Genomic DNA, 19,253 nt, shown 5'->3' on the forward strand with positions numbered 1-19,253 from the left:
TTAATAATTTATTTTTTTTCATATAATTCCTCCTATTTTTATTTTTTTAATGATAATTACTATCATTAACATTGTATCACTTTTGTAAACGTAAAGCAATATGTTTTTTTCTCTCTCTTTGATAATACTAAAGGGAAATTTTTTAAAAAATAGTAACTTTTTGTCAGCAGTAAGAGAAAAAATCTTTTTATAGAAATTTTAGGTGAAATTTCATATTTTTTACATGACAAATAAAAATTTCACTATTATTTTTTAAAATTAGGCTTAAAAATAAGAGTTAGCGTAATTTGGCAAAAATAAAAAAGACTACTGCCGTAATCTTTTAAAGTATAATTAGAAATTTTGGGACAAAAGTGTACCTTAGTTCTCTTTAAACTAAGGTACTTGTAGAGCTAGACGTCGTAATTTTGTCATTACGCATTTCAAGCACTCTTTTGACCTATTTGTTAGTTTAATAAGTGTTGTATGCTTATTGTTTTTTGTGTATGTAGTTTGTTATGGTTTTTTTTATTAAACTAATTCTATAATTGCTGTTTCTGCTGCATCTCCGTGACGAGGTCCTACACGTAAAATTCTTGTGTATCCTCCGTTACGGTCTTGATATTTAGGTGCTACTTCTTCAAATAATTTTTTAAGTGCTAATTGAGTTTTTCCTTCAGCTGTTTCTACTGCTACAGGTTGAATGTATTTTGCTGCAGTTCTTCTTGCTGTTAGGTCACCTTTTTTACCTAATGTTATCATTTTTTCTGCTATAGAACGAACTTCTTTTGCTCTTGTTACTGTAGTTTCTATTCTTCCATGAACCATTAGAGCTGTTACTAAATTTCTTAGCATTGCTTTTCTATGTGATGCTGTACGTCCTAATTTTCTGTAACCCATTAGTTTGCCTCCTTTTATTCTGATTTAAATCCTAATTTTAAATCTTCTAATTTTTTTTGTACTTCTTCTAGTGATTTTCTTCCTAAGTTTCTAACTTTTATCATTTCTTGTTCGCTTTTATTTGCTAATTCTTGAACAGTGTTTATTCCTGCTCTTTTTAGACAGTTATAGCTTCGTACTGATAAGTCTAGTTCTTCTATTGACATTTCTAACATTTCACTTGTTTTATCTTCTTCTTTGGCTATAAGTATGTCTGTTTTGATTGCTTCTTCAGACATTTCCATAAATAAATTCAAGTGTGATATTAATATTTTAGATGCTAATGCTAATGCATCAGATGCTTTTATTGTTCCATTAGTTTTTATATCGATTGTTAGTTTATCAAAATCACTGCTTTGACCTACTCTTGTTTTTTCTACTGTATAGTTTACTTTTTCTACTGGTGTATATATAGAGTCTATTGCTATTACTCCTATAGGTAGATCAGGTCTTTTGTTTTTGTCTGCTGGGACAAATCCTCTTCCTTTTCCTACGTATATTTGCATTTCCAACTCTCCACCTTCTGAAATAGTGGCTATGTGCTGATCATTATTGAAGATTTCTACATCTGAATCTGCAATTATGTCTGCTGCTGTTACTGTTTTAGGTCCTTTTACATGAATTGATAATACTTTTTCTTCTTCTGAGTGTAGTTTGAATGCTATGTTTTTTATATTCATTATTATTTCTGTTACATCTTCTACTACACCTTTTATACTAGAAAATTCATGTTGTACGCCTGTTATGTTTATACTTCTTCCTGCTGCTCCTGGTAGAGAAGATAATAACATTCTTCTTAATGAGTTTCCTAGTGTTATTCCATATCCTCTTTCTAATGGTTCAACTACAAAGCGTCCAAATGATCCATCATCAGATAGTTCTACAATGCTTATTTTTGGTTTTTCTATTGCTAACATTATGTTAACCCTCCTTTTTTTGTCTATGTTTTCTATACACGACGACGTTTAGGTGGGCGGCATCCATTGTGAGGGACTGGAGTTACATCTTTGATTGATGTTACTTCTAATCCTGCTGATTGAAGTGCTCTTATTGCTGATTCTCTCCCTGCTCCTGGACCTTTTACTGTTACATCTACATATTTCATTCCGTGTTCCATAGCTGATTTTGCTGCAGCTTCACTTGCCATTTGAGCTGCGAATGGAGTTGATTTTCTTGATCCTTTAAATCCTAATGCTCCTGCACTTGACCATGCTACTGCATTACCATGCTCATCAGTTATTGTTACTATTGAGTTATTAAATGTTGAACGGATATGTGCTACACCGTTTTGTATATTTTTTTTCACACGACGTTTACGTGTTTGTTGTTTACGAGCCATAGTGTTTTTCTCCTCCTATTCTAATTATTTTTTCTTGTTAGCTACTGTTTTTTTAGGACCTTTTCTTGTTCTGGCATTATTTTTTGTATTTTGCCCTCGAACTGGAAGACCTTTACGGTGACGAATTCCTCTAAAACATCCGATTTCCATTAGTCGTTTTATATTTAATGATACTTCACGACGTAAGTCTCCTTCTGTTTTGTATTTGTCTACCATTTCACGAATTCTATCTAATTCTTCTCCTGATAAGTCTTTTACTCTTGCATCTTCTGATACTTTTGCATCTTTTAATATTTTTTGAGAAGTTTTTAATCCTATACCATATACATATGTTAATGATATTACAACTCGTTTTTCACGAGGTATATCAACACCTGCGATACGTGCCATTAAGTTTGCACCTCCTATTATCCTTGTTTTTGTTTATGTTTTGCGTTTTCGCAAATCACTAATACTTTACCACCACGACGAATTATTTTACATTTGTCACAGATTTTTTTTACTGATGGTCTTACTTTCATCGTTATATTCCTCCTTGAGATTATAACTTATTTAAATCTATAAGTTATTCTACCTTTAGTTAGGTCATACGGACTCATTTCAACTGTTACTTTGTCTCCTGGTAAAATTCTTATATAGTTCATTCTGATTTTACCTGAAACATGTGCTAAAATAACATGACCATTTTCTAATTCTACTTTAAACATTGCGTTAGGCAAGTTTTCTACTACTAAGCCTTCTACTTCAATGACGTCTTTTGCCATATTACCTCCTGATTATCTTAATGTATCTAATATTTTTTTGATATCTGAAAATACTTCTTTTATGTCTCTATCTCCGTCTACATCTGCTACTATATTTTTTTTATAGTAAAAGTCTAATAACGGTTTTGTTTGTTTGATGTTTACTTCTAATCTATTTGCGACAGTTTTTTCATTGTCATCACTTCTTTGATACAATTCTGATTGGCAATTATTACATTTTCCTTCTGTTTTAGGTTTGTTAAATATTAAATGATAAGTATTTCCACATCCTTTACAGATTCTTCTTCCTGTTAGTCGTGGTAATAATATTTCTGGTTTTACATCGATATTTAATACTTTTTCTATTTTTCTATTTGTTTTTGCCAAAATTTCATCAAGAGCTTTTGCTTGTTCTACTGTTCTTGGAAATCCATCTAATAGAAAGCCACCTTTTGCGTCTTCTTGATTTAATCTTTCCTCAACTAGTCCAATTGTTACAGTGTCTGGAACTAATTGGCCTTTGTCTATATAACTTTTTGCTTTTATACCTAAAGGTGTTTTTGCTTTTATTGCTGCTCTAAACATATCTCCTGTAGATATATGTGGCAAATTGTATTCTTTTTTTATTTGTTCTGCTTGTGTTCCTTTTCCTGCTCCTGGCAGCCCCATTATTAATATGTTCATAAATATACCCCTTATCTTATTCTAGATTTTTTTTGCATAAATCCAGTATAATGTCGTTCTGTTAGTTGAGTGTTTAATTGTTTAACTGTTTCTAATGCTACACTGACAACAATTAGTAAACTTGTTCCTCCTATTTGAACTGACGTTGGTAATTTTGCTAGTGTGGCGAACACTGTTGGAAGGATTGCTATTATTGCTAAGAAAATTGATCCTACAAATGTTAGTCTGTATAATACTTTTGTTATATATTTTTCTGTTTCTTTTCCTGGTCTTATTCCTGGTACGAAACTTCCTTGTTTTCTAAGATTATCTGACATTTTTTCTGGGTTTACTTGAACCATTACATAAAAATATGTAAATGCGATAATTAAAGCTATATATAGTGTTATTCCTAACCAGTGTGTTAGGTCAAAATAGCTTGCTATTTGTTTTACTTTTTCACTATGCCAAAATATTGTTATAGTTCTTGGTAATTGTAAAAATGCTACAGCGAAGATTACTGGTATTACTCCAGCTCCATTTACTTTTAATGGTAAGAATGTTGATCTTGCTCCTAACATTTTTCTTCCTGATCTTGCTTGTGAGTATTGAATTGGTATTTTTCTTAATGCTTCTTGTACGTAAACAACGCTCATAATTATTGCTATTACAATAATTACTACTATTAGCACTTTTATTATTGCTATTGTTAAGTTTTCAGCATCTTTTATTTTTCCTTCGTATACTTGTATAAATCCTTGTGGCAGTCTTGCTATAATCCCTGCTAAGATTATTATTGATACTCCGTTCCCTACTCCATACTGACTTACTAAATCACCTAGCCATAGTAATAATGCAGTTCCTGCTGTTAGTACCACTGCTATTGTGATAAACCCTGTTATTGATGGGTTTTTTACTAATCCTTTATATGCATTATTAAATCCATATGACATTACTAATGACTGAATAAAGGCTAATATTATTGCTAATATTCTTGTTAATTTTTGAGTTTTTTTGTGTCCTACTTCTCCTTGTTTTGACCATTCTGTTAGGGTTGGTATTACGTCCATTTGCATTAGTTGTATTACTATGGATGCTGTGATGTAGGGCATTATCCCCATTGCAAATACTGAGAAGTGCTGTAATGCTCCTCCTGCAAATGTGTTAAATATACTAAATAGTCCTGAGTCTTCTGCTTTTAATGCAGAAGCATTTACTCCTGGTACTGGCAAGTATGATCCTATTCTAAATAGTAGGATTACAAAAAAAGTAAATAGTATTTTATTTCTTGTTTCTTTTACTTCAAATAGATTTGCAAATGCTTTTAACATATTATAGCACCTCGCAAATTCCTCCAGCTGCTTCTATAGCTTCTTTTGCTGAAGATGAAAACTTGTGAACTTTCACTGTTAGTTTTCTTTCTAATTTTCCATTAGCTAGTACTTTTACTCCAGAAAGTTCTTTTTTTATTATTTTAGATTCTATTAAATCTGTTGGAGTAACTGTTTGACCATCTTCAAATTTGTTTAAGTCTGATAGATTAACCAGTGCGTATTCTTTTCTATTTATATTGTTAAATCCTCGTTTTGGAATACGTCTAAATAGTGGGTTTTGTCCACCTTCAAAGCCTGGTCTTACTCCACCACCACTACGTGCTTTTTGTCCTTTTTGACCTCGACCACTTGTTTTACCGTTTCCTGATCCAATACCACGGCCTACTCTATTTTTTTCTTTTCGTGAACCTAATACTGGTTGTAATTCATGTAATTTCATCTAGTCTAGCACCTCCTTATTTGCTTTCTTCCACTGTTACTAAGTGTGATATTTTGTTTATCATCCCTCTAATTGCAGCATTATCTTTATGCTCAACTGTTTGGTGCATTTTTTTTAGTCCCAAAGCTTGAACTACTTTTCTTTGTTTTTCTGGACGTCCTATTATACTACGAGTTAGGGTTATTTTTAATGTCATTTTCTTTCCCTCCTCTTATCCTAATAATTCTTCTACTGTTTTTCCACGTAGGCTTGCTACATGTTCTACTGTTTGTAATCTTGTTAAACCTTCTACTGTTGCACGAACCATGTTTACAGGTGTGTTTGATCCTAATGATTTAGAAAGAATGTTTGAGATACCTGCTAATTCTAATACAGCACGAACAGGTCCTCCTGCGATTACTCCTGTACCTGGTGATGCTGGTTTTATTAGTACTGAACCTGCACCATATTTACCTGTTACTTCATGTGGTGTTGTTCCATCCACTATTGGTACGTTTATTAAGTTATGTTTTGCTGCTTCAACTGCTTTTTTTATAGCATCTGGTACTTCTTGTGCTTTACCTGTTCCAAATCCTACACGTCCGTTTTTATCACCTACTACTACTAAAGCAGAGAAACGGAAACGTCGTCCACCTTTTACTACCTTAGCTACACGACGAATGGCAACTACACGTTCTTCAAATTCTTTTTTTACTTCTTCGTGACGCATCTTGTCTATTTCCCTCCTATTAGAATTCTAGTCCGTTTTCACGTGCTGCTTCTGCTAGTGCTTTAACACGTCCATGGTATACATATCCTCCACGGTCAAAAACGACTTTTGTTATATTTTTTTCTTTTCCAGCTTCAGCTATTAGTTTTCCTACTTCTGTTGCTGCTGATATGCTTGATTTAGATACTTCTGCTAGTTTTAATGATGATGCTTGGGCTAGTGTTACTCCTTTTACATCGTCTATTAATTGTGCATAAATGTTTGTGTTTGAACGATATACATTCAAACGTGGTACTTCGCTAGTTCCTTGAACTTTTACACGTACTCTTGCGTGTCTTTTTTTACGAACTTTATTTTTATCAAGTTTCGTAATCATACTTTAACACTCCTTTCTATTGTCTATTATTTACCAGTTTTTCCTTCTTTACGGCGGATATATTCACCTGCGTATCGGATTCCTTTTCCTTTATATGGTTCTGGTGGACGTACTGCTCTAACTTTTGCTGCGTATTGTCCTACTAATTCTTTATCTATTCCTTCGATTTTTACTTTAGTGTTTGCTTCTACGCTTAATTTGATTCCTTCTATTTCAGTAAATTCTACTGGATGAGAGTATCCTACGCTTAGTACTAATTTTTTCCCTTGCATTTGTGCACGGTACCCTACCCCTACAAGTTCTAACTCTTTTTTAAATCCTTCTGATACACCTGTTACCATGTTTGCTAGTAATGCACGAGCTGTCCCATGGATTGTTTTGTGTTTTTTTGAGTCGCTTGGGCGTACTACTTTAACTTCGTTTCCTTCAACACTAAATGTTAATTCGTCGCTAAATTGTTGTTTTAATTCACCTTTTGGCCCTTTTACTGTAGCAAAATTGTTGTCAATTTTTACTTCTACGCCTTTTGGTATTGTAATAACTTTATTACCTATACGAGACATTTAATTGGCTCCTCCTTTTTTTATTACCAGATGTAAGCTAATACTTCTCCACCTGTGTTGTTTTTACGAGCAATTTTATCTGTTACTACTCCGTTTGAAGTTGATACTATTGCTATACCTAGTCCGTTTAATACTTTTGGAAGCTCATTTGCTTTTGCATATACACGTAATCCAGGTTTTGATATTCTTTTTATTCCTTTAATTACTCTTTCTCCTTTTGAGTATTTAAGGAAGATTTTGATTATTCCTTGTTTGTTATCTTCTATATATTCTACATCTTTAATGAATCCTTCTGATTTTAGGATTTCTACTATTTCTTTCTTTATGTTTGATGCTGGTACTTCTAGTGATTCGTGTCTTGCTGTGTTTGCATTACGAATACGAGTAAGTAAATCTGCGATAGGATCTGTCATTGTCATTAGGATAAATCCTCCTTTCTTTTTTTATATTACCAACTTGATTTTTTAACTCCAGGTATTTGTCCTTTATAAGCTAACTCACGGAATTTTATACGACTAATTCCGAATTTCCCAATGTATCCGTGTGGACGACCAGTTATACTGCAACGATTTCTCATTCTTGCTGGTGCTGAATTTTTTGGAAGTTTGCTTAATCCGATGTAATCACCTTTAGCTTTTAATTCTTCTCTTTTAGCTGCATATTTCGCAACCAATCTTTGGCGTTTTAGTTCACGCTCTACCATTGATTTTTTAGCCATTGTACTACCTCTCTATTTTTATTTTGCAAAAGGCATTCCACAAAGTGTTAGTAACTGACGTGCTTCTTCGTCTGTTTTTGATGTTGTTACTATTACTATGTCCATACCACGAACTTTGTTTACTTTATCATAATCTATTTCTGGGAATATAAGTTGTTCTTTTACTCCTAATGTGTAGTTTCCACGTCCATCAAATGCTTTTTTTGAAACTCCATGGAAGTCTCTTACACGAGGCAATGCTACAGTTATTAGTTTGTCAAGAAATTCATACATTCTTTCTCCACGTAAAGTAACTTTTGTTCCAATAGCCATACCTTCTCTTAAACGATATGATGCTATTGATTTTTTAGCTTTTGTTATTACTGGTTTTTGTCCAGTTATTAATGTTAGTTCCGCTACAGCATTGTCTAAATTTTTAGAGTTTTGTACTGCATCTCCTACTCCCATGTTTACTACTATTTTTTCTATTTTTGGTACTTGCATTACACTTGTGTAACCAAATTTTGTCATTAATTCTTTTGTTATCTCATTTTTATATCTATCTTCTAAACGAGCCATCTAATAAGTGCCTCCTTTCTTTTTCTTATATTTGTTTTCCTGATTTTTTAGATATACGAACTTTTTTTCCGTCTTTTATTTCAAAACCTACTCTTGTTGGTTTTTTTGTTTCAGGATCTTGTAACATTACGTTTGATACATGTATTGGTGCTTCAAATTCAATTCTTCCCCCTTGTGGAGCGTCTTGAGATGATTTTGTATGTTTTTTAACTATGTTTACACCTTCTACAACTACTTGGTCTTTTTTAGGTAAAGCTTTTTTTACTATTCCAACTTTTCCTTTGTCTTTCCCAGTAATTACTACTACCTTGTCACCTTTTTTAATGAACATGTCTTGTTAACCTCCTTCTTATTTTTACTTTGTTAAGTGATTATAATACTTCTGGAGCTAGTGATACAATTTTCATATAGTTGCCTTCTCTTAGTTCTCTAGCAACTGGTCCAAAAATACGTGTACCACGTGGACTCTTATCATCACGGATAATTACACAAGCATTTTCATCAAATTTTATATATGATCCGTCATTACGGCGTGCTCCTGTTTTTGTACGTACTATTACTGCTTTTACTACATCACCTTTTTTAACAACTCCACCTGGTGTTGCTTTCTTAACAGAACATACAATTACATCACCTATATTAGCGATTTTTCTTCCTGAACCACCAAGAACTTTGATTGCTAACACTTCTTTTGCTCCTGAGTTATCAGCTACTTTTAAGCGTGTTTCTTGTTGAATCATGCGCTTTTTGCCTCCTTTTTACAGTATGTTATTTACTTATTAGATAATTACTGCTTCTTCTACTACTTCTACTAAACGGAAGTGTTTTGTTGCAGATAATGGACGAGTTTCCATTATTTTTACTATATCATTAATTTTTGCTACATTGTTTTCATCATGTGCTTTGAATTTTTTTGAGTATTTCACACGTTTAGCATATATTGGGTGTTTTTTGTGAGTTTCTACTAATACTGTTATTGTTTTGTCCATTTTAGTTGAAACTACTTTTCCTACATAAACTTTTCTAAAATTTCTTTCAGTCATAGTTACCTCCTATTTTATTTATTCGCTAATTCTCTTTCGCGAATAACAGTTTTCATACGAGCAATTGATTTTCTAACTTGACTAATACGAGCTGTATTTTCTAATTGACCTGTTGCCAATTGGAAGCGTAAGTTGAAAAGCTCTTCTTTAAGTTCTTTTATTTTTGTTTCTAACTCTTGTGAAGTTAATTCTCTAATCATAGATTTGAATTCTTTTATTTTCATTATGCTTCACCACCTGTTTCTTCACGTTTTACAAATTTACATTTAACAGGTAATTTATGTGATGCTAGTCTTAGGGCTTCTCTAGCTGTTTCTTCGCTAACACCTGCTATTTCAAACATAATTCTACCTGGTTTTACTATTCCTACCCAGCCTTCTACTGAACCTTTCCCAGATCCCATACGAACTTCTAAAGGTTTTTTAGTATATGGCATATGTGGAAATATTTTTATCCATACTTTACCACCACGTTTCATGAAACGTGTCATTGCGATACGTGCTGATTCTATTTGTCTAGAAGTAACTCTTGAGGCTGTTGTTGCTTGTAAGCCGTATTCTCCGAAACTTACTTTTGTTCCTGATTTTGCTTTACCTTTTGTTGATTGTCTATGTTGACGACGATATTTTACTCGTTTAGGCATTAACATAATTAGTTACCTCCTTTTTCAGATTTTTTTTCTGGTAATACTTCACCACGGTTAATCCAAACTTTAACTCCAAGTTTACCGTATGTTGTGTCTGCTTCTTCGTGAGCGTAGTCGATATCTGCTCTTAAAGTATGTAATGGTACTGAACCTTCTGAATATCCTTCAGCTCTGGCCATGTCAGCTCCACCTAGACGTCCTGATACTTGTGTTTTTATTCCTTTTGCTCCTGCTCTCATTGTTCTTTGAATAGCTTGTTTTTGAGCACGACGGAATGATACACGTGCTTCTAGTTGACGTGCTATGTTTTCTGCTACAAGTTTTGCGTCTATGTCTGCTTTTTTGATTTCTACAACATTAATGTGTACTCTTTTACCTGTTAGTTTGTTTAGTTCTAATCTTAATTTGTCGATTTCAGCTCCACCTTTTCCTATTACCATTCCTGGTTTTGCAGTGTGAACTGAGATGTTTACTTTTTTATCAAATCTATCAATTTCTACTTTAGAAACTGATGAATCTTTTAATTTTTTAGTTATGAATTCTCGTATTTTGAAATCTTCGTGTAGATTTGTTGCGAATTCTTTTTCTGAATACCATTTTGAATCCCAATCACGAATTATTCCAACACGTAATCCTATTGGATGTACTTTTTGACCCACAGTTTTGCCTCCTTTGTTTTAGATATACTAAAATTTTATTTGTTGTCTGATACTACTATTGTAATATGACTTGTTCTTTTGTTTATTGAACTTGCAGATCCTTTTGCTCTTGGACGAAATCTTTTTAATGTTGGTCCTTCATTTGCAAAAGCTTGTGATACTACTAAGTCGTTTGAATTCATTCCATAGTTGTGTTCAGCATTTGCAGTAGCTGATTTAATTACTTTTGCTACTGGAAGTGACGCTGCTCTAGGTGTGAATTCTAAAATTCCTAATGCTTCTTTCACTTTTTTACCGCGTACTAAGTCTAACACTAATCTTACTTTTCGAGGTGCTATGCGGACTGTCTTAGCAATTGCTTTTGACTCCATGAGTGTGCCTCCTTATTTTTATTTTCTTTTAGTTTTTCTATCATCTGCTGCGTGTCCTCTATATGTTCTAGTAGGTGCAAATTCTCCTAATTTGTGTCCTACCATGTCTTCTGTTACATATACAGGAACATGTTTTCTTCCATCATATACAGCAAATGTCATCCCTACGAAACTTGGGAATATTGTTGAACGACGTGACCATGTTTTTATCACTTGTTTTTTTTCTTGACCACTTGCTTTTTCTACTTTAGCAAGTAAGTGATGATCAGCGAATGGTCCTTTTTTTAAGCTACGAGCCATGTTTTTTTCTCCTTTCGAATGGTTGCCTTTGTTTTGGTAAAGAGCTTGTGCTCCTCACCAAAATCAGCTATTTTTCTATTTGTTACGAGCACGTACAATAAATTTGTTTGAACGAGCTTTTGTAGAACGTGTTTTTTTCCCAAGTGTTGGTTTACCCCAAGGTGACATTGGAGATTTACGTCCGATTGATGTACGTCCTTCACCACCACCGTGTGGGTGATCGTTAGGGTTCATTACTGATCCACGAACTGTAGGTCTTTTACCTAACCAGCGTGTTCTACCTGCTTTACCTATGTTTACTAGTGAGTATTGTTCGTTTCCTACTTCTCCGATAGTTGCACGACAAGTAGCTAAAATCATTCTTACTTCACCTGATTTTAAACGCACTAATATGTATTTTCCTTCATTTCCAAGAACTTGTGCACTTGCTCCGGCTGAACGGACTAATTGTCCACCTTTACCTGGTTTTAATTCTATATTGTGAATTAAAGTACCTACTGGTATTTTTGACAATGGTAATGTGTTTCCAACTTTGATGTCTACATCTTGTCCTGATATTACTTGTCCTCCTACTTCTAGTCCTTTAGGAGCTATAATATAGCGTTTTTCACCGTCTGCATAATGTAGCAATGCTATATTTGCTGAACGATTTGGATCATATTCCACTGATGCAACTTTTGCTGGTACATTGTCTTTATTTCTTTTGAAGTCTATAATACGGTATTGTTTTTTATGTCCTCCACCATTGTGACGAACTGTTATTTTACCTTGATTATTTCTCCCCGCTTTTTTCGGTAGCGGCGCTAATAATGACTTTTCTGGTTTTGTTGCAGTTATTTCTGCAAAGTCTAATGATGTCATGTTACGACGACCATTAGTTATAGCTTTATATTTTTTTATAGCCATTTGTCATTTCCCTCCATAGTGGTTTTATTTTAGGCAAATAATCCTTCGATTGTTTGTCCTTCTTTTAATTTAACGATTGCTTTACGTTTTTTGTTAGTATATCCAGCGTGTTTTCCTACACGGCGGAATTTTGGTTTGTAGTTCATTACGTTCACTTTTTCTACTTCTACTGAAAAAATTTCTTCGATAGCTTGTTTTATTTGTGTTTTGTGTGCACGTGTGTCTACTAAGAAAGTATATTTATTTTCTTGCATTAATAAATATGATTTTTCTGTTAAAACTGGGCGTTTGATAATATCTCGTGCTTGCATTATGCTAGTACCTCCCCAACTTTTTCTACTGCATCTTTAGTAAATACTACTTTATTATGTCCTAATACATCTAGTACATTTAATCCAGTAGATTCTATAAATGTTACTCCAGGGATATTTCTTCCTGATAGTATCGCATTTTCATTTAATTCAGAAACTACGAATAATACTTTTTTATCTATGTTTAAGTTATTCAACATTTCTTTGAAATTTTTTGTTTTGATTGAATCAAATACTAAAGTTTCAAGTGCAAATACGTTTCCTTCTTTTACTTTTGATGATATCGCTGAACGTATTGCTAAACGACGCATTTTTCTAGGCATTTTAAAACCATATTCACGTGGTGTTGGTCCAAAGACTGTACCACCTCCACGCCATTGTGGTGAACGAATAGATCCTTGACGAGCTCTACCAGTTCCTTTTTGACGCCATGGTTTACGTCCTCCCCCTGATACTTCAGAGCGACCTTTTGTACTGTGTGTACCTTGACGAAGTGAAGCTCTTTGCAACGTTACTGCTTGGAATAATACGTGTTGATTAGGTTCTATTCCAAAAACACCTTCATTAGCTTCTACTACACCTGCTTTAGTACCATCTTGTTTAAATAAATCTAATTGTGTCATGTGCTAATTCCTCCTTCCGTATATTTCTATTTACCAGATTTTACTGCTGATTGAATTTTCACAAAGCTTTTTTTACTTCCAGGAATACATCCTTTGATTAAAATAACACCTGTTTCTTTATCAACACTTACTATTTCAAGGTTTTGAGTAGTTACTGTAACTCCTCCCATTTGCCCTGGCAATGCTTTACCTTTGAATACACGGTTAGGTGCTACAGGACCCATTGATCCAGGACGACGGTGATAACGTGATCCGTGTGCCATTGGCCCGCGACTTTGTCCGTGGCGTTTGATTGCACCTTGGAATCCTTTACCTTTACTTGTTCCTGTTACGTCAACTAAGTCACCTGTTGCAAAAATATCAACTTGGACTTCTTGACCTACTTCATAATTTGCTAACTCAACATCTTTGATTTCACGGATGAATCTTTTTGGAGCAGTTTTTGCTTTGTCAGCATGTCCTTGCTCAGGTTTGTTAGCTACTTTAATTAACGCATCTTTACGAGTTTTATCGTAAGGACGTTTATCATCAAATCCTAATTGGATTGAATTGTATCCATCTATTTCTTCTGTTTTCTTTTGTAGTACGACATTCCCTTTTGCTTCTACAACAGTAACAGGGATTAATTCTCCATTCTCAGCGAAGATTTGAGTCATACCTACTTTTCTACCTAAGATACCTTTAGTCATCGAAAGTCACCTCCTGATTATTATAATTTTAATTCGATGTCAACACCTGATGGTAAGTTTAAACTAATTAAAGCGTCAACTGTTTTTTGTGTTGGTTCTAATATGTCTATTAGACGTTTATGTGTACGTTGTTCAAATTGTTCACGACTATCTTTATACACGTGAACAGAACGTAAAATTGTGTAAACAACTTTTTCTGTTGGAAGTGGTATTGGACCTGAAACTTTCGCACCAGAACGTTTAGCAGTTTCAACAATTTTTTCTGCACTTTGATCAACTAATCTATGATCATATCCTTTTAGTCGGATACGTATTTTTTGTTTTGCCATCATTTCTCCTCCTTGTATGTATTCGCTACTGTCAAGCAGTAACTTCTCCTCGGAAGTTCTCCAGCAACGCTTTGCCATGGCAAAGCGGCCTAGCGTGTCAGTAACCTCCCGTATCAACGCAAGTCTTTATTAAGACTAACATTACAATTATACACATATAAAATAAATATTTCAAGACTTTTTTCTCATTTTAACCATTTTGTAATAAATTTTTTCTTTTTATTTTAAATTTAAAATATAGTATATAGATAGATAGTATATAGATAGATTGAAATTTTCTTAAAAAATGATTATTCATTTTATATAGTAAAAAAATATAAACTTAATTATTTTTAAATTTATATTTTTCTAAAAACAAAACTTGAATTTTTTATTTTTCAAGGTGGTTTTAATATTATATTCAGCTCATTTTTTATTTATGTTTTTCAAGCCAAGCTGTCGCATAAGAACAGCTTGAAGATAAAATTATGTTATTTTTTTTAGCATATTCTACAACTTCTTTCATAATTTTTGACGCAATTCCTTTGCCCCTATATTTTTCATCGACATAAACCTTAGTTATTGTTTGAGTATTATCGTCGTTTTTTGGAAATAATAAGTAAACTTCTGGATCAAATTCCTCTCCATAATAAAGCATATCTTTGTCTTCATTTAATTTAAATTCCATTTTCTTCTCTCCTTTATTTTAAAATTTTTCACCTTTTAGCATAAATTTTCTTAATTTTTCTTTTGTTTCATCACTCATTCTAATGCTTGATTTTTTTACTTTTTTTTCATTATGAGTTTTTACATATTTGGATATATTGGTTTTTCTTTCATATAAATCTTTAATAAATCTATGGCAATCTCTAAGTATCGCTCCATATCCGAGTGCTGTATCTCTCTCTGCATGGTCATCACTTACTACTACTACATCTATAAAATGATTAATGTATAACTCTTTTGTTTTTCTTTCTATCCAGGAATCTGCCTTTTCACCAGTTTTTGTGTATACTATAAAAAGTCCTTCATCATCTTTTATATATTCTTTACTACTTGCTCTATAAGCGTCAAATACACAATAAACTATATATTTATTCCCACTAGAATATTCTTTAAGTATGCTTATTAAAGTATCTCTTTCCGTAGGAAAAGAAGAACTTTTTATTTTGTTATATTCTTTCATTTTAAATAATAAATTATAACCATCTATTATTAAGTATCTTTTTTTCACATTTTTTCCTACTTCCTATATTAATAATCTAACTAAATTATAGCAAAATTTTTAGTTTTTTTCTATTTAAAATCAAACTTAATAATCTTAAACTATTCTTAAAAATTCTCATAACATCTTTAAACAAAACATTTTTCTTGTTAGTGAATTTTCTTTATGCTACAATAATGGCACGGGAGTCTGTAAACAGTCTGAGAGGAAACTGAAAGTTTCGACCGAACCTGATCTAGATAATGCTAGCGTAGGTAAGTGTAAATTAAATTAACCAATTAGATTATAACAGAGCTTCCAAAATTGATATAAGTGAATTATATTTAAGGAGGTTTTTTATTTTGTTAAATTGTAGCATAGCTTTACAAATTTTACCCTTAGGAGAAAATAGTAGGATAGAGATTATTGATAAAGTAATTTCTTATCTTTCTACTAGGCATAAAAACATATTAGTTACACCCTTTGAAACTGTAATCGAAGGAGAATATGATTATTTAATGGAATCTTTAAAAAATGCCATTTCTCTTGCAGGAGAAGATCATAGTAATATATTTGCAAATATTAAAATAAATTATGGGAGAATAATGACAATTGATGAAAAAATTAAAAAGTTTAATTAATAGTCATATTAGCTTTATAACCATTTTACTTATTATCATAATATGGCAGATAGCAGGTTTTTTAAATCTACTTCCCAAATACATAATTCCAACTCCAATAGAAATAGTCAAAGCTTTCATCCAAAACTTTGATAGTTTTTTGTTTCATTCAAAAGTTACTATGATAGAAGCAATCATTGGACTCATTTATGGAATTATAATAGCCTGTTTTTTAGCTATAATTATGGATACTTTTAAAATTTTAAATAAGGCTATTTATCCCCTTTTAATAATAACTCAAACTATCCCCACTATAGCTATAGCTCCTATTTTAGTTTTATGGCTTGGGTATGATATGACTCCTAAAATAGTTCTAATTGTGCTTACTACCACCTTCCCTATAGTAATAAGTATATTAGACGGTTTTAAAAATGCAGACAAAGATGCCATATGTCTGCTAAAACTCATGAGTGCAAGTAAAATGCAGATTATGTGGCATATAAAAATACCAAATGCTCTGAGTTACTTTTATGCCGGACTTAGAGTTAGTGTTTCTTATGCCTTTGTTGCTGCAGTTGTTTCAGAATGGTTAGGAGGATTTGAGGGGCTTGGAGTGTACATGATACGCACCAAAAAATTATTTCAATATGACACTATGTTTGCAATAATTATATTAATATCAGTAATTAGTTTAGCTAGTATGAAATTAGTAAAAATCAGCGAAAAAAAAGTTTTAAAATGGAAATACATAGGAGAAAAAAAATGAAGAAAATATTATATGCATTAATGGCTGTTGTAATCATAATTTTTACAGCAGGATGTTCAACTAAACAAGAGTCGAAAGATTTAAAAAAAGTAGACTTCATCTTAGACTGGACACCAAATACTAACCATACAGGAATTTATGTAGCTAAAGAAAAAGGCTACTTCAAAGAAGCAGGAATTGACCTTGAAATAAAATTACCACCAGAAGACAGTTCATCTGATCTTGTAATAAACAACAAAGCACCTTTCACAATATACTTCCAAGATAGTATGGCAAACAAACTATCAAAAGGTGCTGGAATAACAGCAGTAGCTGCAATAGTTGAACACAATACTTCTGGAATAATATCTAGCAAAGACAAAGCAATAACACAGCCAAAAGACCTTGAAGGAAAAAAATATGGAACATGGAACGATCCAATAGAACTAGCTATGATAAAAAATATAATGGAAAAACAATCAGCTGATTTTTCTAAATTACAGCTAGTACCAAACAATGATTCAAACTCTATAGTATCAATAGAAAATAAAGCCTTTGACGCTGCATGGATATACTATGGCTGGGACGGATTAATGGCTAAAAATATGAACATTGACACAAACTTCTTCTATCTAAAAGATTTTGCAAAAGAATTAGATTATTACTCACCAATAATAATTGCAAACAATGAATATTTGAAAAACAACAAAGAAGAAGCAACAAAAATTATAAAAGCAATCAAAAAAGGTTATATATACGCAATAGATCATCCAGAAGAAGCTGCTGAAATACTTATAAAAAATGCTCCAGAACTACAAGATAAAAAAGACTTTGTGATAGAATCACAAAAATATCTTTCTAAACAATATGCAAAAGATAAAAACAAATGGGGAGAAATAGACCCAGAACGCTGGAATAATTTTTATAACTGGATTAATGAAAACAAAATAACAAAAAATCCATTAGAAAAAAATGCAGGATTTTCTAATGACTACCTAAAATAATGAAAACACTAAAAATAAAACAGCTTAGCTACAAATATAACGACAAAAAAATACTAGAAAATATAAATATTCATGTGAATAAAGGAGAAATAGTTTCCATAATAGGTGCAAGTGGAGTTGGAAAAACTACACTATTTAATATAATTGCAGGGATAGAAAAAATACAAAAAGGAACAATTTTAGTAAATGGAAATGAAAATTTCCTAGGAAAAGTAAGCTATATGTTACAAAAAGACTTACTCCTAGACCACAAAACTATTATCAAAAATGTTATGCTCCCTCTTATAATAAAAGGAGTAAAGAAAAAAGAAGCAAAAAAACAAGCAGAAGATATGCTAAAAGAATTTTCACTACTAGAATACAAAGACAAATATCCTAAAGAATTAAGTGGTGGAATGCGACAACGAATCGCTCTACTTAGAACCTATATGTTCAAAGAAAAATTATTTTTACTTGACGAAGCATTTTCAGCATTAGACGCTTTAACAAAAAGAGATGTTCATAAATGGTACAAAAACATCCATCAAAAATTAGATTTAACTACCTTACTTATCACTCACGATATCAATGAAGCTATAGATTTAAGTAATAGAATTTATATTTTAAAAAACAAACCGGGTGAAATTACAAATGAAATTCACCTTACTTATAACAAAAAAGAGAATATAGAATATCAAAAAACTAAATATAAAAATGAAATTCTCAGTTACTTAGAAATATAATAAGATATAGAAATATTAATTTAACATACATTGTTTTAATATTTCTATATCTTTTTTATTACACTATTCATAATAGACTAATAAAAAAAGACATAATTTAAAGATGTACTTTAAGATTTTAATAAACCTAAAATACATCTTTGAAAAACGTCTATAACTTCTATATTATTTAACTTCTTTCCCTGCTTGAGCTCCAGAATGAAGAGTAAATATTTTTTCTATTGTAAATACTCCTGCAGCTTTTGGTACTTTCATATTGTTTTTTTCTGCCCATTTAACTGCATCCTCAAAATATTTACCGTCTGTGTATAATTTAGCTGTTCCTACAAATCTATATCCTTTTAGATTTTCTCTATCAATATAGGCAATTGCCATTTTTCCATTATTTTTTATATTTTTTTGAGTACTTCCTCCTGTATTTTCATTAAACATAAAACTTTTTTCATCATACAGACGCATACTTCTTTTTGGTCCTATATTAGGATTGCCAAACTCATCTACTGTAGCAAGTATAGCTAATTGTTTTTTTATTATTTCTTTCATTTCTTCTGTTAAGTTAATCATTTTTTTCACCTCTTATTACATTTAAATATATTATCTCTACATTTGTAATTATAATATTATTTATTTTTATAATCAAATTATTAGCTTTAAATGACTTTGATATTTCTTCTTAAATAACGGTGTGAAATTACATTATTAATGATAATGCAAAAAAAGAAGCAATTTTCATTGCTTCAAT

Annotated in this window: 36 protein-coding genes and 1 riboswitch; of the genes, 4 read left to right on the forward strand and 32 right to left on the reverse strand. The window is 31.9% G+C overall.

All coding sequences use genetic code 11. The features are described from left to right. Nucleotides 1-510 precede the first annotated feature (510 nt). From rplQ to HMPREF1871_RS05140, 31 genes are all read right to left on the reverse strand, one after another. Nucleotides 511-879, reverse strand: coding sequence for a 50S ribosomal protein L17 (gene rplQ / locus HMPREF1871_RS04990; RefSeq protein ID WP_066130723.1), 369 nt, complete (start codon nt 877-879; stop codon nt 511-513). Nucleotides 880-893: 14 nt separating this feature from the next. Beyond that, a complete protein-coding gene (locus HMPREF1871_RS04995) occupies nt 894-1,835 on the reverse strand; it encodes a DNA-directed RNA polymerase subunit alpha (protein ID WP_066130726.1) in 942 nt (313 codons plus the stop codon). Between the two features lie 32 nt (nt 1,836-1,867). Next, entirely contained in the window at nt 1,868-2,257 is a 390-nt protein-coding gene (gene rpsK, locus HMPREF1871_RS05000) for a 30S ribosomal protein S11 (RefSeq protein ID WP_066130729.1), read from the reverse strand. Between the two features lie 24 nt (nt 2,258-2,281). Continuing rightward, nucleotides 2,282-2,647: a 30S ribosomal protein S13 gene (gene rpsM, locus HMPREF1871_RS05005; RefSeq protein ID WP_066130732.1), complete on the reverse strand. Its 366-nt coding sequence runs from the start codon at nt 2,645-2,647 to the stop codon at nt 2,282-2,284. 17 nt (nt 2,648-2,664) lie between these two features. Beyond that, on the reverse strand, nt 2,665-2,778 hold the full coding sequence (gene rpmJ / locus HMPREF1871_RS05010) for a 50S ribosomal protein L36 (protein WP_021753534.1): 114 nt from the start codon (nt 2,776-2,778) through the stop codon (nt 2,665-2,667). A gap of 27 nt (nt 2,779-2,805) precedes the next feature. Continuing rightward, nucleotides 2,806-3,021, reverse strand: coding sequence for a translation initiation factor IF-1 (infA, locus tag HMPREF1871_RS05015; protein ID WP_066130735.1), 216 nt, complete (start codon nt 3,019-3,021; stop codon nt 2,806-2,808). Nucleotides 3,022-3,033: 12 nt separating this feature from the next. After that, the gene (locus HMPREF1871_RS05020) at nt 3,034-3,684 is read right to left on the reverse strand and encodes an adenylate kinase (protein ID WP_066130738.1); all 651 of its coding nucleotides are present in this window, start codon (nt 3,682-3,684) and stop codon (nt 3,034-3,036) included. A gap of 11 nt (nt 3,685-3,695) precedes the next feature. Then, nucleotides 3,696-4,994 carry a preprotein translocase subunit SecY gene (secY, locus tag HMPREF1871_RS05025; RefSeq protein ID WP_066130741.1) on the reverse strand — a complete coding sequence of 433 codons (1,299 nt, stop codon included), beginning with the start codon at nt 4,992-4,994 and terminating at the stop codon, nt 3,696-3,698. A 1-nt stretch (nt 4,995) separates the two neighbouring features. Beyond that, nucleotides 4,996-5,436 (reverse strand): 50S ribosomal protein L15, encoded by a 441-nt coding sequence (rplO, locus tag HMPREF1871_RS05030; protein ID WP_066130745.1) that lies wholly within the window; start codon nt 5,434-5,436, stop codon nt 4,996-4,998. Nucleotides 5,437-5,452: 16 nt separating this feature from the next. Beyond that, nucleotides 5,453-5,632 carry a 50S ribosomal protein L30 gene (gene rpmD / locus HMPREF1871_RS05035; protein ID WP_066130747.1) on the reverse strand — a complete coding sequence of 60 codons (180 nt, stop codon included), beginning with the start codon at nt 5,630-5,632 and terminating at the stop codon, nt 5,453-5,455. A 15-nt stretch (nt 5,633-5,647) separates the two neighbouring features. Then, complete coding sequence (rpsE, locus tag HMPREF1871_RS05040; protein ID WP_066130750.1) at nt 5,648-6,145, reverse strand: 30S ribosomal protein S5; 498 nt, start codon at nt 6,143-6,145, stop codon at nt 5,648-5,650. A gap of 19 nt (nt 6,146-6,164) precedes the next feature. Further along, nucleotides 6,165-6,521, reverse strand: a complete 357-nt coding sequence (gene rplR, locus HMPREF1871_RS05045; RefSeq protein ID WP_066130753.1) for a 50S ribosomal protein L18 — start codon at nt 6,519-6,521, stop codon at nt 6,165-6,167. Between the two features lie 26 nt (nt 6,522-6,547). Next, nucleotides 6,548-7,084 carry a 50S ribosomal protein L6 gene (gene rplF, locus HMPREF1871_RS05050; RefSeq protein WP_066130755.1) on the reverse strand — a complete coding sequence of 179 codons (537 nt, stop codon included), beginning with the start codon at nt 7,082-7,084 and terminating at the stop codon, nt 6,548-6,550. Between the two features lie 23 nt (nt 7,085-7,107). Continuing rightward, on the reverse strand, nt 7,108-7,503 hold the full coding sequence (rpsH, locus tag HMPREF1871_RS05055) for a 30S ribosomal protein S8 (RefSeq protein ID WP_066130757.1): 396 nt from the start codon (nt 7,501-7,503) through the stop codon (nt 7,108-7,110). A 29-nt stretch (nt 7,504-7,532) separates the two neighbouring features. Next, nucleotides 7,533-7,802, reverse strand: coding sequence for a 30S ribosomal protein S14 (gene rpsN / locus HMPREF1871_RS05060; protein WP_066130760.1), 270 nt, complete (start codon nt 7,800-7,802; stop codon nt 7,533-7,535). 18 nt (nt 7,803-7,820) lie between these two features. Then, nucleotides 7,821-8,360: a 50S ribosomal protein L5 gene (gene rplE / locus HMPREF1871_RS05065; protein WP_066130763.1), complete on the reverse strand. Its 540-nt coding sequence runs from the start codon at nt 8,358-8,360 to the stop codon at nt 7,821-7,823. A gap of 25 nt (nt 8,361-8,385) precedes the next feature. Further along, nucleotides 8,386-8,691 (reverse strand): 50S ribosomal protein L24, encoded by a 306-nt coding sequence (rplX, locus tag HMPREF1871_RS05070; RefSeq protein ID WP_066130766.1) that lies wholly within the window; start codon nt 8,689-8,691, stop codon nt 8,386-8,388. A 40-nt stretch (nt 8,692-8,731) separates the two neighbouring features. After that, a complete protein-coding gene (gene rplN / locus HMPREF1871_RS05075) occupies nt 8,732-9,100 on the reverse strand; it encodes a 50S ribosomal protein L14 (protein WP_066130769.1) in 369 nt (122 codons plus the stop codon). A 39-nt stretch (nt 9,101-9,139) separates the two neighbouring features. After that, complete coding sequence (gene rpsQ / locus HMPREF1871_RS05080) at nt 9,140-9,403, reverse strand: 30S ribosomal protein S17 (RefSeq protein WP_066130772.1); 264 nt, start codon at nt 9,401-9,403, stop codon at nt 9,140-9,142. Between the two features lie 14 nt (nt 9,404-9,417). Continuing rightward, a complete protein-coding gene (gene rpmC, locus HMPREF1871_RS05085) occupies nt 9,418-9,627 on the reverse strand; it encodes a 50S ribosomal protein L29 (RefSeq protein WP_066130775.1) in 210 nt (69 codons plus the stop codon). After that, complete coding sequence (gene rplP, locus HMPREF1871_RS05090; protein ID WP_066130778.1) at nt 9,627-10,052, reverse strand: 50S ribosomal protein L16; 426 nt, start codon at nt 10,050-10,052, stop codon at nt 9,627-9,629. Before rplP ends, rpmC begins: the two co-directional genes overlap by 1 nt. A 2-nt stretch (nt 10,053-10,054) precedes the next feature. Next, complete coding sequence (gene rpsC / locus HMPREF1871_RS05095; protein WP_066130783.1) at nt 10,055-10,708, reverse strand: 30S ribosomal protein S3; 654 nt, start codon at nt 10,706-10,708, stop codon at nt 10,055-10,057. Nucleotides 10,709-10,743: 35 nt separating this feature from the next. Then, on the reverse strand, nt 10,744-11,079 hold the full coding sequence (gene rplV, locus HMPREF1871_RS05100; RefSeq protein ID WP_066130786.1) for a 50S ribosomal protein L22: 336 nt from the start codon (nt 11,077-11,079) through the stop codon (nt 10,744-10,746). 18 nt (nt 11,080-11,097) lie between these two features. Then, entirely contained in the window at nt 11,098-11,379 is a 282-nt protein-coding gene (gene rpsS, locus HMPREF1871_RS05105) for a 30S ribosomal protein S19 (RefSeq protein ID WP_066130788.1), read from the reverse strand. Between the two features lie 75 nt (nt 11,380-11,454). Further along, entirely contained in the window at nt 11,455-12,285 is an 831-nt protein-coding gene (gene rplB, locus HMPREF1871_RS05110; protein WP_066130791.1) for a 50S ribosomal protein L2, read from the reverse strand. 29 nt (nt 12,286-12,314) lie between these two features. Beyond that, nucleotides 12,315-12,596 (reverse strand): 50S ribosomal protein L23, encoded by a 282-nt coding sequence (gene rplW, locus HMPREF1871_RS05115; RefSeq protein WP_066130794.1) that lies wholly within the window; start codon nt 12,594-12,596, stop codon nt 12,315-12,317. Further along, nucleotides 12,596-13,219 (reverse strand): 50S ribosomal protein L4, encoded by a 624-nt coding sequence (gene rplD, locus HMPREF1871_RS05120; RefSeq protein WP_066130796.1) that lies wholly within the window; start codon nt 13,217-13,219, stop codon nt 12,596-12,598. Before rplD ends, rplW begins: the two co-directional genes overlap by 1 nt. A gap of 26 nt (nt 13,220-13,245) precedes the next feature. Further along, nucleotides 13,246-13,908, reverse strand: a complete 663-nt coding sequence (gene rplC, locus HMPREF1871_RS05125; protein WP_066130798.1) for a 50S ribosomal protein L3 — start codon at nt 13,906-13,908, stop codon at nt 13,246-13,248. Between the two features lie 20 nt (nt 13,909-13,928). Further along, nucleotides 13,929-14,237 (reverse strand): 30S ribosomal protein S10, encoded by a 309-nt coding sequence (rpsJ, locus tag HMPREF1871_RS05130; RefSeq protein ID WP_066130817.1) that lies wholly within the window; start codon nt 14,235-14,237, stop codon nt 13,929-13,931. A gap of 412 nt (nt 14,238-14,649) precedes the next feature. Continuing rightward, nucleotides 14,650-14,904 carry a GNAT family N-acetyltransferase gene (locus HMPREF1871_RS05135; RefSeq protein ID WP_066130800.1) on the reverse strand — a complete coding sequence of 85 codons (255 nt, stop codon included), beginning with the start codon at nt 14,902-14,904 and terminating at the stop codon, nt 14,650-14,652. 18 nt (nt 14,905-14,922) lie between these two features. Further along, nucleotides 14,923-15,450 (reverse strand): NYN domain-containing protein, encoded by a 528-nt coding sequence (locus HMPREF1871_RS05140; RefSeq protein ID WP_066130802.1) that lies wholly within the window; start codon nt 15,448-15,450, stop codon nt 14,923-14,925. 162 nt (nt 15,451-15,612) lie between these two features. Further along, a riboswitch (TPP riboswitch) is annotated at nt 15,613-15,715 on the forward strand. A gap of 67 nt (nt 15,716-15,782) precedes the next feature. Between HMPREF1871_RS05140 and HMPREF1871_RS05145 the strand changes: the two genes are divergently transcribed. From HMPREF1871_RS05145 to HMPREF1871_RS05160, 4 genes are read left to right on the forward strand one after another with little or no spacing between them, the layout of a single operon-like run. Then, nucleotides 15,783-16,061 (forward strand): thiamine-binding protein, encoded by a 279-nt coding sequence (locus HMPREF1871_RS05145; RefSeq protein ID WP_066130804.1) that lies wholly within the window; start codon nt 15,783-15,785, stop codon nt 16,059-16,061. Next, complete coding sequence (locus HMPREF1871_RS05150) at nt 16,036-16,806, forward strand: ABC transporter permease (protein WP_066130806.1); 771 nt, start codon at nt 16,036-16,038, stop codon at nt 16,804-16,806. The genes HMPREF1871_RS05145 and HMPREF1871_RS05150 overlap by 26 nt, the downstream gene beginning before the upstream one ends. Continuing rightward, complete coding sequence (locus HMPREF1871_RS05155) at nt 16,803-17,789, forward strand: ABC transporter substrate-binding protein (RefSeq protein ID WP_066130808.1); 987 nt, start codon at nt 16,803-16,805, stop codon at nt 17,787-17,789. Before HMPREF1871_RS05150 ends, HMPREF1871_RS05155 begins: the two co-directional genes overlap by 4 nt. Further along, nucleotides 17,789-18,511, forward strand: coding sequence for an ATP-binding cassette domain-containing protein (locus HMPREF1871_RS05160; protein ID WP_066130811.1), 723 nt, complete (start codon nt 17,789-17,791; stop codon nt 18,509-18,511). The genes HMPREF1871_RS05155 and HMPREF1871_RS05160 overlap by 1 nt, the downstream gene beginning before the upstream one ends. A 165-nt stretch (nt 18,512-18,676) precedes the next feature. Here the strand turns inward: HMPREF1871_RS05160 and HMPREF1871_RS05165 are convergent, their stop codons facing one another. Then, on the reverse strand, nt 18,677-19,075 hold the full coding sequence (locus tag HMPREF1871_RS05165) for a pyridoxamine 5'-phosphate oxidase family protein (RefSeq protein WP_066130814.1): 399 nt from the start codon (nt 19,073-19,075) through the stop codon (nt 18,677-18,679). Between the last annotated feature and the right edge of the window lie 178 nt (nt 19,076-19,253).

It is taken from the genome of Gemelliphila asaccharolytica (genome assembly GCF_001553005.1).
Classification (GTDB): domain Bacteria; phylum Bacillota; class Bacilli; order Staphylococcales; family Gemellaceae; genus Gemelliphila; species Gemelliphila asaccharolytica.

Coding starts and splice junctions, on each gene's coding strand:
- rpmD (WP_066130747.1), bottom strand. CDS start 5,632: ATGACATTAAAAATAACCCTAACTCGTAGTATAATAGGACGTCCAGAA.
- HMPREF1871_RS05160 (WP_066130811.1), top strand. CDS start 17,789: ATGAAAACACTAAAAATAAAACAGCTTAGCTACAAATATAACGACAAA.
- rpmJ (WP_021753534.1), bottom strand. CDS start 2,778: ATGAAAGTAAGACCATCAGTAAAAAAAATCTGTGACAAATGTAAAATA.
- rplE (WP_066130763.1), bottom strand. CDS start 8,360: ATGGCTCGTTTAGAAGATAGATATAAAAATGAGATAACAAAAGAATTA.
- rplP (WP_066130778.1), bottom strand. CDS start 10,052: ATGTTAATGCCTAAACGAGTAAAATATCGTCGTCAACATAGACAATCA.
- HMPREF1871_RS05020 (WP_066130738.1), bottom strand. CDS start 3,684: ATGAACATATTAATAATGGGGCTGCCAGGAGCAGGAAAAGGAACACAA.
- rpsK (WP_066130729.1), bottom strand. CDS start 2,257: ATGGCTCGTAAACAACAAACACGTAAACGTCGTGTGAAAAAAAATATA.
- rplN (WP_066130769.1), bottom strand. CDS start 9,100: ATGATTCAACAAGAAACACGCTTAAAAGTAGCTGATAACTCAGGAGCA.
- HMPREF1871_RS04995 (WP_066130726.1), bottom strand. CDS start 1,835: ATGTTAGCAATAGAAAAACCAAAAATAAGCATTGTAGAACTATCTGAT.
- HMPREF1871_RS05135 (WP_066130800.1), bottom strand. CDS start 14,904: ATGGAATTTAAATTAAATGAAGACAAAGATATGCTTTATTATGGAGAG.
- rplO (WP_066130745.1), bottom strand. CDS start 5,436: ATGAAATTACATGAATTACAACCAGTATTAGGTTCACGAAAAGAAAAA.
- rplR (WP_066130753.1), bottom strand. CDS start 6,521: ATGATTACGAAACTTGATAAAAATAAAGTTCGTAAAAAAAGACACGCA.
- rplC (WP_066130798.1), bottom strand. CDS start 13,908: ATGACTAAAGGTATCTTAGGTAGAAAAGTAGGTATGACTCAAATCTTC.
- rpsM (WP_066130732.1), bottom strand. CDS start 2,647: ATGGCACGTATCGCAGGTGTTGATATACCTCGTGAAAAACGAGTTGTA.
- rplW (WP_066130794.1), bottom strand. CDS start 12,596: ATGCAAGCACGAGATATTATCAAACGCCCAGTTTTAACAGAAAAATCA.
- rplD (WP_066130796.1), bottom strand. CDS start 13,219: ATGACACAATTAGATTTATTTAAACAAGATGGTACTAAAGCAGGTGTA.
- rplQ (WP_066130723.1), bottom strand. CDS start 879: ATGGGTTACAGAAAATTAGGACGTACAGCATCACATAGAAAAGCAATG.
- rpsJ (WP_066130817.1), bottom strand. CDS start 14,237: ATGGCAAAACAAAAAATACGTATCCGACTAAAAGGATATGATCATAGA.
- secY (WP_066130741.1), bottom strand. CDS start 4,994: ATGTTAAAAGCATTTGCAAATCTATTTGAAGTAAAAGAAACAAGAAAT.
- rpsQ (WP_066130772.1), bottom strand. CDS start 9,403: ATGACTGAAAGAAATTTTAGAAAAGTTTATGTAGGAAAAGTAGTTTCA.
- rplF (WP_066130755.1), bottom strand. CDS start 7,084: ATGTCTCGTATAGGTAATAAAGTTATTACAATACCAAAAGGCGTAGAA.
- rplX (WP_066130766.1), bottom strand. CDS start 8,691: ATGTTCATTAAAAAAGGTGACAAGGTAGTAGTAATTACTGGGAAAGAC.
- rpmC (WP_066130775.1), bottom strand. CDS start 9,627: ATGAAAATAAAAGAATTCAAATCTATGATTAGAGAATTAACTTCACAA.
- rpsS (WP_066130788.1), bottom strand. CDS start 11,379: ATGGCTCGTAGCTTAAAAAAAGGACCATTCGCTGATCATCACTTACTT.
- HMPREF1871_RS05165 (WP_066130814.1), bottom strand. CDS start 19,075: ATGATTAACTTAACAGAAGAAATGAAAGAAATAATAAAAAAACAATTA.
- rpsN (WP_066130760.1), bottom strand. CDS start 7,802: ATGGCTAAAAAATCAATGGTAGAGCGTGAACTAAAACGCCAAAGATTG.
- infA (WP_066130735.1), bottom strand. CDS start 3,021: ATGGCAAAAGACGTCATTGAAGTAGAAGGCTTAGTAGTAGAAAACTTG.
- rpsE (WP_066130750.1), bottom strand. CDS start 6,145: ATGCGTCACGAAGAAGTAAAAAAAGAATTTGAAGAACGTGTAGTTGCC.
- rplB (WP_066130791.1), bottom strand. CDS start 12,285: ATGGCTATAAAAAAATATAAAGCTATAACTAATGGTCGTCGTAACATG.
- rpsH (WP_066130757.1), bottom strand. CDS start 7,503: ATGACAATGACAGATCCTATCGCAGATTTACTTACTCGTATTCGTAAT.
- rplV (WP_066130786.1), bottom strand. CDS start 11,079: ATGGAGTCAAAAGCAATTGCTAAGACAGTCCGCATAGCACCTCGAAAA.
- HMPREF1871_RS05155 (WP_066130808.1), top strand. CDS start 16,803: ATGAAGAAAATATTATATGCATTAATGGCTGTTGTAATCATAATTTTT.
- HMPREF1871_RS05150 (WP_066130806.1), top strand. CDS start 16,036: ATGAAAAAATTAAAAAGTTTAATTAATAGTCATATTAGCTTTATAACC.